The organism is Flavobacterium eburneipallidum (assembly GCF_027111355.2).
Lineage (GTDB): Bacteria > Bacteroidota > Bacteroidia > Flavobacteriales > Flavobacteriaceae > Flavobacterium > Flavobacterium eburneipallidum.
Window position 1 is genome coordinate 2,155,100 of the sequence record NZ_CP114291.2, and the last position, 14,134, is coordinate 2,169,233.

General features: G+C 31.8%; 16 protein-coding genes. 10 read left to right on the forward strand and 6 right to left on the reverse strand.

Annotation, left to right across the window (positions count from 1 at the left end; genetic code table 11):
- Nucleotides 1-18: 18 nt before the first annotated feature.
- The gene (locus tag OZP15_RS09000) at nucleotides 19-633 is read left to right on the forward strand and encodes an arsenate-mycothiol transferase ArsC (RefSeq protein WP_269225147.1); all 615 of its coding nucleotides are present in this window, start codon (nucleotides 19-21) and stop codon (nucleotides 631-633) included.
- A gap of 2 nt (nucleotides 634-635) precedes the next feature.
- Nucleotides 636-1,700, forward strand: coding sequence for an ACR3 family arsenite efflux transporter (gene arsB, locus OZP15_RS09005; protein ID WP_281335906.1), 1,065 nt, complete (start codon nucleotides 636-638; stop codon nucleotides 1,698-1,700).
- Between the two features lie 91 nt (nucleotides 1,701-1,791).
- Here the strand turns inward: arsB and OZP15_RS09010 are convergent, their stop codons facing one another.
- Nucleotides 1,792-1,974 (reverse strand): CAL67264 family membrane protein, encoded by a 183-nt coding sequence (locus OZP15_RS09010; RefSeq protein ID WP_269225148.1) that lies wholly within the window; start codon nucleotides 1,972-1,974, stop codon nucleotides 1,792-1,794.
- Between the two features lie 28 nt (nucleotides 1,975-2,002).
- Nucleotides 2,003-3,007, reverse strand: a complete 1,005-nt coding sequence (holA, locus tag OZP15_RS09015) for a DNA polymerase III subunit delta (RefSeq protein ID WP_281335907.1) — start codon at nucleotides 3,005-3,007, stop codon at nucleotides 2,003-2,005.
- A gap of 101 nt (nucleotides 3,008-3,108) precedes the next feature.
- On the opposite strand from holA, the gene OZP15_RS09020 reads away from it, so the two are divergent.
- From OZP15_RS09020 to OZP15_RS09035, 4 genes are all read left to right on the forward strand, one after another.
- The gene (locus tag OZP15_RS09020) at nucleotides 3,109-3,558 is read left to right on the forward strand and encodes a type I restriction enzyme HsdR N-terminal domain-containing protein (protein ID WP_281335908.1); all 450 of its coding nucleotides are present in this window, start codon (nucleotides 3,109-3,111) and stop codon (nucleotides 3,556-3,558) included.
- Nucleotides 3,559-3,603: 45 nt separating this feature from the next.
- On the forward strand, nucleotides 3,604-4,389 hold the full coding sequence (locus OZP15_RS09025) for a hypothetical protein (protein ID WP_269225149.1): 786 nt from the start codon (nucleotides 3,604-3,606) through the stop codon (nucleotides 4,387-4,389).
- 35 nt (nucleotides 4,390-4,424) lie between these two features.
- A complete protein-coding gene (locus OZP15_RS09030) occupies nucleotides 4,425-5,411 on the forward strand; it encodes a glycosyltransferase family 2 protein (protein ID WP_281335909.1) in 987 nt (328 codons plus the stop codon).
- Nucleotides 5,412-5,488: 77 nt separating this feature from the next.
- Entirely contained in the window at nucleotides 5,489-6,322 is an 834-nt protein-coding gene (locus tag OZP15_RS09035; protein ID WP_281335910.1) for an OmpA/MotB family protein, read from the forward strand.
- Between the two features lie 160 nt (nucleotides 6,323-6,482).
- Here the strand turns inward: OZP15_RS09035 and OZP15_RS09040 are convergent, their stop codons facing one another.
- Together OZP15_RS09040 and mnmC2 are read right to left on the reverse strand one after the other, a co-directional pair.
- The gene (locus OZP15_RS09040) at nucleotides 6,483-6,680 is read right to left on the reverse strand and encodes a hypothetical protein (RefSeq protein ID WP_269225150.1); all 198 of its coding nucleotides are present in this window, start codon (nucleotides 6,678-6,680) and stop codon (nucleotides 6,483-6,485) included.
- A gap of 114 nt (nucleotides 6,681-6,794) precedes the next feature.
- Nucleotides 6,795-7,457, reverse strand: a complete 663-nt coding sequence (gene mnmC2 / locus OZP15_RS09045; RefSeq protein WP_281335911.1) for a tRNA (5-methylaminomethyl-2-thiouridine)(34)-methyltransferase MnmC2 — start codon at nucleotides 7,455-7,457, stop codon at nucleotides 6,795-6,797.
- Between the two features lie 273 nt (nucleotides 7,458-7,730).
- Here mnmC2 and OZP15_RS09050 point away from each other — a divergent pair, with 273 nt between their 5' ends.
- Nucleotides 7,731-8,795: a branched-chain amino acid aminotransferase gene (locus OZP15_RS09050; RefSeq protein ID WP_269225151.1), complete on the forward strand. Its 1,065-nt coding sequence runs from the start codon at nucleotides 7,731-7,733 to the stop codon at nucleotides 8,793-8,795.
- Nucleotides 8,796-8,920: 125 nt separating this feature from the next.
- Here OZP15_RS09050 and OZP15_RS09055 read toward each other — a convergent pair whose 3' ends face one another.
- Both OZP15_RS09055 and OZP15_RS09065 read right to left on the reverse strand, forming a co-directional pair.
- The gene (locus tag OZP15_RS09055; protein WP_281335912.1) at nucleotides 8,921-9,304 is read right to left on the reverse strand and encodes a pyrophosphohydrolase domain-containing protein; all 384 of its coding nucleotides are present in this window, start codon (nucleotides 9,302-9,304) and stop codon (nucleotides 8,921-8,923) included.
- A gap of 324 nt (nucleotides 9,305-9,628) precedes the next feature.
- Complete coding sequence (locus OZP15_RS09065; protein WP_269225154.1) at nucleotides 9,629-11,665, reverse strand: dipeptidyl-peptidase 3 family protein; 2,037 nt, start codon at nucleotides 11,663-11,665, stop codon at nucleotides 9,629-9,631.
- Between the two features lie 313 nt (nucleotides 11,666-11,978).
- Between OZP15_RS09065 and OZP15_RS09070 the strand changes: the two genes are divergently transcribed.
- The 3 genes from OZP15_RS09070 (at nucleotide 11,979) to OZP15_RS09080 (ending at nucleotide 14,129) form a co-directional block, all read left to right on the forward strand.
- Entirely contained in the window at nucleotides 11,979-13,076 is a 1,098-nt protein-coding gene (locus OZP15_RS09070; protein ID WP_281335913.1) for an SRPBCC family protein, read from the forward strand.
- A 63-nt stretch (nucleotides 13,077-13,139) separates the two neighbouring features.
- The gene (locus OZP15_RS09075; protein WP_269225156.1) at nucleotides 13,140-13,682 is read left to right on the forward strand and encodes an RNA polymerase sigma factor; all 543 of its coding nucleotides are present in this window, start codon (nucleotides 13,140-13,142) and stop codon (nucleotides 13,680-13,682) included.
- 33 nt (nucleotides 13,683-13,715) lie between these two features.
- A complete protein-coding gene (locus OZP15_RS09080; protein ID WP_269225157.1) occupies nucleotides 13,716-14,129 on the forward strand; it encodes a hypothetical protein in 414 nt (137 codons plus the stop codon).
- Nucleotides 14,130-14,134: the final 5 nt, after the last annotated feature.

Consider the following 14,134-nt stretch of genomic DNA (forward strand, 5'->3'; position numbering starts at 1 on the left):
TACAATAAACAAAAAATCATGTTATATCCTGAAATACAAAATACAATTCAATCATTCGATTTTAAACAAATTACAGAAGAACGCAAAAGTATTCTACAGCCTTTAGTTGACTTTATTCAAAACAAAGTAAACCAGCACGAAGCTATTCGATTAAACTTAATTTGCACACACAATTCCAGACGAAGCCATTTGTCACAAGTTTGGGCGCAAACTGCCGCAAAACATTACAATATAAAAAACGTAAATTGCTATTCGGGTGGAACAGAAGCGACTGCTTTATTTCCAGTTGTTGCCGAAACTTTGAGCCTTTCTGGATTTAAAATCAAAACAATTTCTGAAGGTAAAAATCCAATTTATGCCATAAAATTCTCCCCTAATGAACCTCCTATTATTGGTTTTTCTAAAACCTATGATGATGATTTCAATCCCGAAAGTGAATTTGCTGCTATAATGACTTGTTCGCAAGCAGATGGAGGTTGTCCGTTCATTGCTGGTGCGGAAAAACGCATTCCTATTACTTTCGAAGATCCAAAAATTTCGGATGGAACAGCGCAACAAAAACAAATATATCAAGAGCGCAGTCTTCAAATTGGAACAGAATTATTTTATGTTTTTTCACAAATCAAAAAATAAATATGGCTGCAAATAATTGTACTCCTGTAGTAGAACGAAAAAAATTAAGTTTTCTAGACCAATTCTTAACCCTTTGGATTTTTCTAGCTATGGCTTTTGGGGTTGCTGTAGGATACTTTATACCATCCAGTGGTAATTTTATCAATTCTTTTTCTAGCGGAACAACTAATATTCCTTTGGCAATTGGACTGATTTTGATGATGTATCCACCTTTGGCCAAAGTGAAATACGAACAAATGGGAGAGGTGTTTCAAAACACAAAAGTCTTGGGTGCATCTTTATTTCTCAATTGGATTGTTGGTCCTATTTTGATGTTTTTTCTAGCATTATTTTTCCTAAATGGCTATCCCGAATACATGATAGGTGTTATTCTCATTGGCTTGGCACGATGTATTGCAATGGTGGTTGTTTGGAACGATCTTGCCGATGGTAACCGTGAATATGCAGCTGGACTTATTGCATTAAACAGTATTTTTCAGGTTTTGTTATACAGTGTTTATGCTTATTTATTTATCACGATTTTACCACCCTATTTTGGATATAAGGGTTTTGAAGTTAGCATCAGCATTGCTCAAATAGCCGAAAGTGTTGGTATTTATTTAGGAATTCCTTTTGCCCTTGGAATCATCAGCCGTTATGGACTAATTGCGCTTAAAGGTAGCGAGTGGTTTGAAACTAAATATGTGCCTTTTATTTCTCCTATAACATTAATTTCGCTGTTATTTACTATCGTTTTGATGTTCAGTCTAAAAGGCGAATTGATTGTCCAAATTCCGATGGATGTTGTGCGAATTGCTATTCCTTTAGTGATTTATTTTACGATTATGTTCATCATCAGCTTTTTCGTTGGAAAATATTTTGGAGCCGATTATTCTAAAGCAACTGCTATCGCTTTTACCGCTACAGGCAACAATTTTGAATTGGCCATCGCTGTAGCTATTGGTGTATTTGGTATTAATAGTGGTGAAGCTTTTGCAGGAGTTATTGGACCTTTAGTAGAAGTTCCTGCACTTATCGCATTGGTAAACGTAGCTTTTTGGTTCAGAAAAAAATACTATGCCAATTAGGTAATCCTAATAAATTTGATTTCCATAAAAAAACAGAAGCATCTCGATAGATTTGCTTCTGTTTGTAAATTATTTTTTTTTAAGTTATTACTTACACCCTGCCTTTCAACGCATTAAACACCCAAGCATTAGCCAAGAACCCAACACCAACAGCTGCAAATCCATAGCCCGAAACATCTCTGTATTTAAAAACACCAAGTGCTATAAGTAATAATCCCATTACTATCATTATAAAAGTAGCCCATCCTAAAATGGTATTTTTATTCATTCCCATACCTATTCTATTATTTTAAGTTGTTAACTTAATTAAAAATTTTAAATAACATTTCTTTCAACAAATCCGATTGTGGTAAGGCATTCGCCCCTACTCCTTTGCTTTTGACATCCACATCTCTTAATGAAGTAACAATTTGGCTTACTTTTCGCATCGGATAATTTTTAAGTGCAATATCATAATCCTTCAAAAAAAACGGATTCACTCCTAAAACTGAAGCTACATTCTTTGGATTTTTGTCCTTCAATCCGTGGTATTTTAATAATTGTACAAAAAAACTAAAAACCAAACTGGTTGTAACTACAATAGGATTGTCTTTTGGGTTTTGAGCAAAATTATCAGCAATGGTGTAAGCTCTCAATTGGTTTTTATCACCAATGGCTTTTCGTAATTCGAATACATTAAAATCCTTACTGAAACCAATATTTTCCTCAATATGATGTGGCGTAATGGTACTGCCTTTTGGCAAAATTATTTGTAATTTTTCCAGTTCGTTATTGATTTTACTCAAATCTGTTCCCAAAAATTCCACCAACATAGCATTGGCTTTGGGTTCAATCGAATATTTTTTGCCTGCCAAAACACGCTTGATCCAATCGCCTACTTGATTTTCGTAGAGTTTTTTACTTTCAAAAACCACTCCGTTTTTCGACAAAAGTTTGGTTACTTTTTTTCTTTTATCTAATGTTTTGTATTTGTAGCAAAACACCAAAACCGTTGATGGCATTGGGTTTTCGACATAACTTTCGATTTTATCAATAGTTCGAGATAAATCCTGAGCTTCTTTAACAATTACCACTTGACGCTCCGCCATCATTGGGTAGCGTTTGGCAGTCGAAACAATATCTTCTATCGTTACATCACGTCCATACAAAACTGTTTGGTTAAAGCCTTTTTCGTCTTCCGACAATACTTTATCTTCAATATAATCGGATAATTTGTCGATATAATAGGCTTCTTCACCCATCAAAAAATAAATAGGTTTGATGTTGCCCGCCTTGATGTCGTTAACTATTTTTAAAACTTCGTCCATTTTTTAGTGTTCAGTATTCAGTCGCAGTAATCAGTCGTAATGTTATAAATAACCAGAACTTTAAAACTTAAACTTTTAAACTTATTTAATACTTTTGCCTGATGCAAGAACTCAATTTTCCTTCTTATTCTTTTCGTTTCAAAAATAGCGAAAATAAAGTGTCTATTTTCGACGAAATTAGGAAAAAATTCATCATTCTCACGCCCGAAGAATGGGTTCGCCAGCATGTAGTTCGATTTTTATTGGAAGAAAAAAAATATCCAAAATCATTAATCAACGTAGAAAAAGTTTTAAACGTCAACGGATTGCGAAAAAGATACGATGTTGTAGTTTTCAATCCCGATGGTTCTATTTTTATATTAATCGAATGCAAAGCCCCAGAAATTAAAACCGCACAAGCCACTTTTGATCAAATTGCCCGTTACAATATGACTCTCAAAGCCCAATATTTGATGGTGACTAATGGTTTGAATCATTACTTTTGCCAAATGGATTTCGAGAATGAGAAATATGATTTTTTGAGGGAATTGCCGGATTATGAGAAGAGATAAAAGAGTATAGACGGATAGATAATAGACTGCTAAATATAGAAAACCATGAAAAACATTATTTTGGTATTATTTTTCACAAACTCATATCTTGGTTTTTGCCAAAACATTTGTCATAATGATATTTTGAATGGTGAAAAAATTAGTAAAAAAAATGAAGTTGAAAATTTTATAAATAATGATTTTTCTGTTTTATGGACAAAAACGGAAAATAATTTTATTTACGGAATAATTGGCAATGATTATCAAAGGATTAGAATCCAATTTCTATCTGTAATAAAAAACGAAAACAATCCAACGGAGTATTTTATCTATGGAAAATCAAATGTAAAAGAAAATATTTGTGAATTACAAGGTAAGATAATAATTCTCAAAATTCAAGAAACAGAAAGAACCCAATTTGGAGTTGACGATGAATTTAAAAATAGTAGAATTAAAACACAAGGTTTAATTACTGCAAAATATGAGTTTTTTGAAAATAAAAATAAAAATTATACTGGTATATTTTCAGGAGAATTAAAATCAAAATGGTTTTTAGATAAAGACAATCTAATCCAATATGACAATATAAATTCAAATTCCGATGCTTATTTTAACAATTCATTTGTTGGAATATGGAAAATGTATGGTTCTGAAACAGAAAAAATATGCAATTGGGCAGATTACAGAGTTCCGAATATCAATTGTAATTTTGATATTGGTGCTGGAGAGTTTAATGTAAATCAAATTTATGTAAAAAATGGATGGCTAGATATTGCATTAAAAAATAGAATGCCCAATAAAGCAATCATTGAAAATAAATCTAATAAACCAACTAAAAATTGGTGGGAATAATTAATGATTTCCTAATTACAAAATAAAGACACTTAATGAAAATAGCCGTCGTAATCCTCAATTGGAATGGAACAAAATTATTAGAACAATTTCTACCTTCCATCATAAAATATTCTCCCGAAGCTGTTATATATGTTGCTGATAATGCTTCGACAGACGATTCTGTTGCGTTTATAAAAGCGAATTTTCCAACGGTTAAAATCGTGATAAACGAGAGTAATTTTGGCTTTGCCCAAGGCTATAATGAAGCTCTGAAACATATTGATGCCGAGATTTATGCTTTAGTCAATTCAGATGTAGAAGTGACAGAAAATTGGTTGAAACCCATTATAGAAACTTTCGAAAACGAACCTAAAACAGCTATAATTCAACCTAAAATTTTAGATTACAAACGCAAAGAATACTTTGAATATGCAGGTGCAGCAGGCGGATTTATAGACAAATACGGATATCCATTTTGTCGTGGACGTGTTTTCGAAACTTTAGAAAAAGATCATGGACAATACAACGATAATTGTGAAATATTCTGGGCTTCTGGGGCTTGCTTTTTTATTAGAAGCAGCGTTTATAAGGAGTTAAAAGGCTTTGATGCTGATTTTTTTGCCCATCAGGAAGAGATTGATTTATGCTGGCGGGTCTTCAACAAAGGGCATCAAATAAAGTACAATTCGCAATCAGTAATTTACCACGTTGGTGGAGCTACTTTGCAACAAGGTAATCCAAAAAAAACCTTCTTAAATTTCAGAAATTCGTTACTGATGTTGGTCAAAAACCTTCCCAAAAAACAATTGATTCCAGTACTTTTTATTCGACTTATTTTAGACGGAATCGCTGGAATACAATTTCTTTCTCAGGGAAAATTCAAACATTGTTGGGCAATTATAAAAGCACATTTTTCATTTTATGCTCTTTTTTCAATCAATTATAATAAGAGAGCTATTGTTCAATCTGATAAATATTACAAAGTAAAAAGCATCGTTTTTCAGTATTATATCAAAGCTGGCAAGGTTTTTGAAAAATAATTTTAACAAAAGTTTATATTCAAATTCTAATCTTAAAAAACTAACTTTGTAATTCACGTTTAATTAAATTCTATTTTATGAAAAAAATTGTTGTAACCTTATCGCTAGTAATGCTTTTGACTTCCTGCGTTTCCAAAAAACAATACGCTGCTTTAGAAGCTAAAAATAAAGAAACTCAAGATTTATTAAACTCTTGTACAGTAAAATTAAATTCTTGCCTTGAAGAAAAAGCAGGTCTTGCTGCAACAGCCGAAGCGTTGAAAGGGCAAAACCAACATTTGATCAACACTTCAAAAGATATGACGGTCTTGACTGCTAAAGGTGCTGAAAATATTGAAAAAGCATTGGAATCTATCAAAGAAAAAGACTTGAAAATTTCTAGAATGCAAGATGCTCTAACTAAAAAAGATAGTGTTACTCTAGCTGTTGTAACTAGTTTGAAAAGCGCTGTTGGAATTTCGGATCCAGATATTGAAATCAATGTTGAAAAAGGAGTGGTTTTCATCTCAATCGCTGATAAATTATTGTTCAAAAGCGGTAGTTATGATGTAACAGACAAAGCAAAAGGAGTTTTGGCTAAAGTAGCTAAAGTAGTAAACGACAAACCAGATTTTGAATGTATGGTCGAAGGTCATACGGACAATGTTCCTTATGTTGGAAGCGGAGTATTATTGGATAACTGGGATTTGAGTGTAAAACGTTCTACGTCTATCATCCGTGTTTTGACTACTCAATTGGGTGTAAAACCAGAACAGTTAATCGCTGCTGGTAGAAGTTCTTATATTCCTTTAGTAGCCAATGATTCTGCAGAGAATAGAGCTCGTAACAGAAGAACTCGTATTGTAGTATTGCCAAAAATTGATCAATTCTATGATATGATCGAAAAAGAAATGAAAAAACAAGCAAAATAAAATTCAGACTGTTTTCAAAATTAGATATCGTCTAAATTATGTAATTAAAAAGTGAGCTCATTTTGTGGCTCACTTTTTTTATACTTACTTTTTAAACAAAAAAAATACCCTCAAAAACATCTATATTTTGAAGGTATTTTAATTTAAAACAATAGTGAAATTAACGATTTACGATAACTAAATACGGTTTTAATTCTGGTTTTTCGACTGTATAATCCAAAAGCCATTCTTTCAATTGTTCTAATTCGTAGGGCAACAAAGCCTTGATTGCTTTTTCTAATTCTTTGCAAAAAAGTATGGGATGAAAACTAACTCTCTCGAGTACAGATTTTGTATAATCAAACATCAATTTAGACATAATAATAAAATTTAGGGTTAAAAGTTAAATACATAACATTGTAAAAATAGCCCATTATTTTATAATATAAATCGTCTTTAACAACAATTTATGTTCAATTTAACGGTTCTAAAATCACCCTTTTCTGGCTCTGAACATTTCTCGTTTTCCAGGAGCTCCTTTGAGTTTTTCGACTGTGAAGCCTACTTCTATCATACTTCTTTTGATAACAGTTCGGGCTGCATAAGTTACCAAAATGCCTTTTGGTTTTAGTGCATCAAACATTTTCTCAAAGATCTCTGTGCTCCACAATTCGGGTTGTACATCAAAACCGAAAGCATCAAAATAAATCAAATCGAATTTTTCTACATCATCAATGTCTGCAAAAAATTGCTTCCTTTTGGTTAATGAAAAAGTATCGTTCAAGTTGATTTTCTCTTCCCAATGGCATTCGTGCATTTTTTCGAAAATAGACCGTTCGTTTTCGGCATTTAATTCGGCAACGTAATTCATCATCGAAGCTTCTTCTACAGAAACTGGATAGGCCTCTACTCCAACATAATCGATTATTTGATTCGTTTTTTGAGATTCCAAAAAAGTAACCAAAACATTCAAACCGGTTCCAAATCCGATTTCTAAAATAGAAACCGAATTATTTTCAAACAAGGAAAGTCCATTTTTTATAAAAACGTGTTGTGCTTCTTGAATAGCACCAAATCTAGAATGATAACATTCGTCCCATTCCTCAATATGAATCGTTGTAGAGCCGTCACGAGTTTGAATTATATTTCTTTTCAAAGTAATATTAAGATTTTAGAGTACATAAGTGGTCAAATTTAATTAAATACAATTTATGTATAACCATCAAAGTTTCCTATTTTTTATATATTCCACAAAATCAACTACATATTCGTTGTTTTTTTTAGAATATAAATAAATCCTCAATTAATTACAGTAATTAACGATTTTTTGACAACTATTCCAATGGTTTTTATTTAATTTTGCAAAACACATATTTAAAATACAACATATTTTTTTTTATACAATATTTTCAAAATAGAATAACCAATTATGAGTACAACAACCAATAAAATCGAAATCATTAAAGCCACTACTTCAAAAATAAGTTCGGTGGACTTTAATCATCTGAATTTTGGTGAAGTTTTTACCGATCATTTATTTGAATGCAATTTTAAAAATGGCGAATGGCAAAATCCTGTCGTTAAGCCTTATGCACCTATATTGATGGATCCATCTTCAAAAGTATTTCATTATGGTCAGGCTATTTTTGAAGGTATGAAAGCCTATAAAGATGCTAATGATGACATCTGGTTATTTAGACCTGATGAAAATTTCAAACGATTTAACAATTCTGCAAAAAGAATGGCAATGCCAGAAGTTCCAGAAGCTATTTTCATGGACGGCTTGAATGAATTATTGAAAATAGATCAAGAATGGATTCAAAAAGGGAACGGAAGCAGTATGTACATTCGTCCGTTTATGATTGCTACAGGCGCTGGTGTTGTGGCTAATCCTTCTGACGAATATAAATTTATGATTTTGCTTTCTCCTGCACAATCGTATTATGCTGGTGAAGTAAAAGTAATTGTCGCCGAACATTATAGTAGAGCTGCCAATGGTGGAATTGGTGCTGCAAAAGCGGCAGGAAATTACGCAGCGCAGTTTTATCCAACTAATTTGGCAAACAAAGAAGGTTTCCAACAAGTAATCTGGACTGATGATGCCACTCACACCAAATTGGAAGAAGCTGGTACAATGAACGTATTTTTCAGAATAAATGATACTTTATTGACAGCTCCTGTTAGCGAAAGAATTTTGGATGGTATTACCCGAAAAAGTTTAATTGAAATGGCAGAAAAAGAGGGATTAAAAGTAGAAGTTCGTTCGGTATTGGTTTCAGAATTAGTTGAGGCTGCACAAAACGGAGCTTTAAAAGAAATATTTGGAGCGGGAACTGCTGCGGTTGTAAGCGTTATCAAAGGATTCTCTTATCAGGATGTTTATTATGAAATGTCCCCAATTGAAAATTCTTATGCTTCGCTTTTAAAAGAAAAACTAACGAGTCTTCAAAATAAACTTTCTGAAGATCCTTTTGGATGGACAGTAAAAGTTTAGTTAGCAGTGTTCAGTATTCAGTGTTCAGTTACTGTTTACAGTGAAAAAATAAAAAGCGATTTTTCAAGATAGAAAAATCGCTTTTTATTTAGGTTAACCTGCACACTGCTACTGATCACTGAACACTACTTCAGTATTTTAGAAAAATCAGGTTTGAAATAATTAGGCCCTTTCATTACTTTTCCGTCTTCACGATAAATGGGTTGTCCGTCTTCTCCCAATTTGCTCATATTAGAGCGTTGAATTTCGTCGAAAACTTCTTCAATTTTGTGGTGTAAACCGTGTTCTATAATAGTTCCGCAAAGAATATACATCATATCGCCCAAAGCATCGGCAATTTCAATTATATCATTATTTTGAACCGCTTCTAGATATTCTTCGTTTTCTTCTTTCATCAAATTGTAACGAAGTATTTTTTTGCTTTCGCCCAAATCGGCTACTGGATTTTCACTGTGCCCAATTTTGAAAGCGGTATGAAATTCCTTTACGGCATTAATTTGCTTTTGCATAATTTTATTTGATTAAATGAAGTGGCAAATTAGTAACTTTTACTAAACAAAAGCCTAAATTTGCACAAAAAAATTACACTATGTTTAGTCAAGGACAATTACTATTTGCTGGCTGTTTTGCAATCGCTTTTATAATCGCAATGATTTTTGCCTATAGAAAAGATGCCAATTTGCATAAATTATTCTACAAAGGAAACTTCAAAATATTGATTGGGTTTGCGCTTTTTATAGTTTTGTTGTTTGTGATAAAAATATTTTTTAAAAGATAAAAACAAAAAAAAGGATGTCAGTTAAGACATCCTTTTCTATATCAATTCATTAACCTTAATTTTCTAAAGGCAGAAAATTATAGTTTTTAGAATAATACAACATTTGCTCTGCAAAAGTTTTAGGTTGTTTTACTTCTATCGAAATAATTTCTCCTTTGGCATCTAATTTTGGTACTAAAATTGGATTTACAAAACCGCTATAAGGTGCTGCATTGAATTTTTTGTTTCTTTCCAAAACCTCGGCGTGTAACTTCTGATCTACTTTTACACCATAATTTTCAACCAATGCTTTTCCTGCTTCATAATCACCCTCGGATTTGATACGTTGAATTTCACGTAACAATTGTCCAAATAAATCGTGTAATTTTTCATAATTAGTAATGTTGAAATACGTTTTACCATCACGAGTAATTTTTTCGATTACATTATCTGCTTTTCCTTTTTCAAAAGCCCAAGCACTAATGTATTGACGGTTTCTCATGTGTGCCTCTTCAATATCTGCTCCTGGTTCTAAACGCACCAATTGTCCCATCAAACCATTTCTGATATAGGAATCATAAGACTCCATTCCTAGTTTTTTCCAATCGTCAACCAAACCAAGTTCTTGTAGTTTTGGATTGTAAACAAAATACAATCCTACTAAATCGGCTCTTCCCTCTTCAAGGGTTGAAGCATAATTTTTCAAGGTTTTCTCCGGAGTTGCCACACCTGGATTTAATTGTCCTGAAGCGTGACCAATAACTTCATGCAATGCTGTGTGCATTTTATCTCCCAATTCTGCATATTTTTCGGCTAAAGCAATTTCTTCGGCATCATTGGCAAATTCCTGTAACCTTCCTTTTCCTCCTGCTTTGTTATAAGAATCAATAATATTAGCCAACGAAACTGATTTTGAACCGTGTTCCGCACGAATCCAATCGGCATTTGGTAGGTTTACTCCAATTGGTGTTGCAGGAGAAGAATCACCAGATTCACCAGCAACAATTACTGTTTTATACGATACTCCTACTACATTTTTCTTTTTATGAGCGGTCATTATCGTAGAATTATCTTCAAACCATTGTGCGTTTTTAGATACTACTTCCATCTTTTTAGACAAATTAAAATCTTTAATTTGCACAATACTTTCATAAGAACCTTTATTTCCTAAAGGATCATTGTAAACCTCAATAAAACTGTTGATGTAGTCAATGTTTCCTTCTGTAGCTTGCAACCAGGCGATGTTATATTCGTCCCAAGTTTTTAAATCTCCTGTTTTGTAATAACTAATCAGTAATCCTAGAGCATCGGCTTGTTTTTGGTTTTCGGCAACTCCTTTGGCTTTTTCTAACCAATATACTATTTTGTCAATTGCTGATCCGTACATTCCACCACTTTTCCATACTTTTTCTTCTAATTGTCCTTTGGCATTGCGAACTAGTTTAGAATTTAATCCATAAGAATAAGGTCTTTTAGGATCAGGACTTATTTTGCTGGCATAAAAATCTTCTACTTCTTTTGCAGTAATGCCTTTTTCATAGAAATTGATTGCTGAACCTTCTACTAATCCTTTTGAGGTGTCTAAATTTACTTTTTTAGCATCGACATCGTTAAATAGAATATCTACAATTGCTGGAGATAAACTTGTTTTAGTAGCTTTTAATAAACTAGTTAAGTAATTTTTAGAAAAAAGAGGCTTCATTTTATCATTCGAATAATGATGATGAATTCCGTTAGCAAACCAAACTCTTTTTAAATAAATTTCAAAATTTTTCCAATCTGCTGAAGCTTTATCTCCTTTGTAATTTACATAGATATTTTCGAGTGCTTTTCTAATTTTTAGATTGTATTTGTAATGTTGATCATAAGCAATATCTCGTCCTGAATATCCTGCTTGAGTAAGATAATAAACTAATTTTTGCTCTTTTAGGGTCAAATCTTCCCATCCTGGAATTTGATAACGCAATACTTTTACGTCGCCAAATTGTTCGACAACATATTCAAAAGGGTCTTTCTGGATAGTTTTTGCATCTGTAGCTTTTACTGCTTGTGCATTCGACGCAAAAGAAACGCCAACTGTCATAATAACTCCTGCAATTTTAAGTAATTTCATCGATATAAGATTATTTAGTTGTTTTATTTATAACACAATATGGCAAATGTATGTATTTTTTAAACATTTTACAATGCACGCATAATATTTATGCAAAATTTATGAATGAAGCAAAATCTTAACTTTAAAACATTATTCCAATAAAAAAAGGAAGGCTTAAATAAAGAAAATTGAAATGGATTGATATTCAAATTAATGCTATTTTCAAGAAAGATATTTAATAAAAAGATAAAACCCTAATATGGATTATTTTATATATGCTAATAGTATTAATATAATTTCTAACTTTACAACGCAAATTAACCTATCTATTATGAGAATTTTAAAATATCTTTTTCTTTTATTATTACTTAGTTTAGTAACCCTATCTGTTTTTGTTGCGACTCAAAAAGGAAAATTCACCGTTGAAAAAAGCCTAGTTATAAATTCTCCAAAATCAGCTATATACAATTATGTAAACGATGCCAAAAACTGGAAAGAATGGAATTCGTTGGCTGTAGAGGATTCGTTAATGCAAATTGACTATTCTCAAAATACGATAGGATCAGGAAGTTCTTTTTCTTGGGACGGAAAAGAAGGTAATGGTGATTTGCAAACATTATATGTAAAAGAAAACGATAGTATTTCTCAAAAAATGAATTTCAATGGGAATAATGCAACTATTTCGATACATTTTAAAGATACGATTGGAGGAACAAAAGTATCATGGAAAGCAAAAGGTGAAATGGGATTTATGTTTAAAGTTTTGACTTCATTTAATGGTGGCGCTAAAAAAATATTTGAATTAATGTTCGAAAAAAGTTTGGCTAATTTAGATCGAAAACTCGACTACGAAATCAATACCTATTCAATAAAAGTTGATGGTATAGTAAATAAAACCAAAAGCCATTATTTAGCCCAAACTTTTACTTGCGAGTTCTCAAAAGTGAGTAAAAATTCTGGAATTGTTTTTACTAAAATTACTAATTTTTGCAATAATAACAACCTCACAATTAGCGGAAAACCATTTGTGATTTATCATACTTATGACACCTCAAAAGAATTAACCAAACTATCTATTTGCATTCCGATAAAAGATTCGATTCATATATCCGAAGGAAGTGACATAACGTCAAAGACATTAGATGCGTTTCAGGCTTTGAAAACAACTCTGAAAGGAGATTATTCACATAATAAAAAAGCATTAGACAAAGCCACACAATATCTTCGTGAAAAACATCTCATTAGCGATGCTGCTTTTTCGCATTTAGAAATATACACTATTGGCAAAAGCCAAATTAATAATCCATCCAAGTGGGTTACAGAAATTTATTATCCATTGCAACAAAAAGCAGTTGCAAAACCAGTAGTAACTGTACCAAAACCAGCAATTATTTCTCCAGTTACAGAGGAAGAACCATCCGAATTTTAAAAATAATTCGAAACTATTTTAAACCTTTTGAATAAATTCAATTCTAACTGATAAATAGTAGCCTTGCAAGAAGAAAAGGAATTTATTCAAGAATTATTAAATCCGAAAACGCAAAATCAAGCGTTTCAAAAACTCTTGAAAATATATCAAAAACCATTATACAATCATATTCGAAATATTGTTTTGAATCATGACGATGCTGATGATGTTTTGCAAAACACTTTTGTAAAAGTATTTCAAAACCTGATTAAATTTAAAGGCGAAAGCAAACTTTTCTCTTGGATGTATCGCATAGCAACCAATGAAGCATTAACTTTTTTGAGTCAAAAAGCAAAATTAAGTGGTGTTTCATCGGAAACATTACAAAATAAAACCATTGACAATCTCAAATCAGATATTTATTTTGATGGAAATGAAATTCAAATAAAATTGCAAAAAGCCATTGTACAATTGCCTGAAAAACAACAATTGGTTTTCAAAATGAAATATTTTGAAGAATTAAAATACGAAGAAATATCAGAAATACTCGGCACATCAGTAGGTGCTTTGAAAGCATCCTATCATCATGCTGTTAAAAAAATAGAAGCTTTTGTTACGGCAAATTAAACTTTTTGTCCATAATTAAGTCTAATAAATATTATGAAAACATTTAAAATAGAAAACGAACCGAAAGTAGCGTCAGGATTTAAAACTCCAGACCATTATTTTGATACCCTTTCGGCAAGAGTAATGCAACAATTACCAAAAGAAGAACCTCAAACAATTTCGCTGTTTTCCAGAAGAAAAAACTGGATTTATGCTGCAGCTGCTGTATTAGTTACACTATTGAGTATCCCTATTTACAACAATTACTCCAGAAGTTCTTCGGAAATAGATCAAACAACTTTGGAAAATTATATCAGCTATCATTCCAATGTTTCCGATGCCGATTTAGTGAATCTTTTGGACGAAAAAGACATTCAAAAAATTAATATTGATTTGAATATTGATGACAAAACATTGGAAAACGAACTTTCTATAGACAGCAATTTAGAACATTACATATTAAATTAAATGAC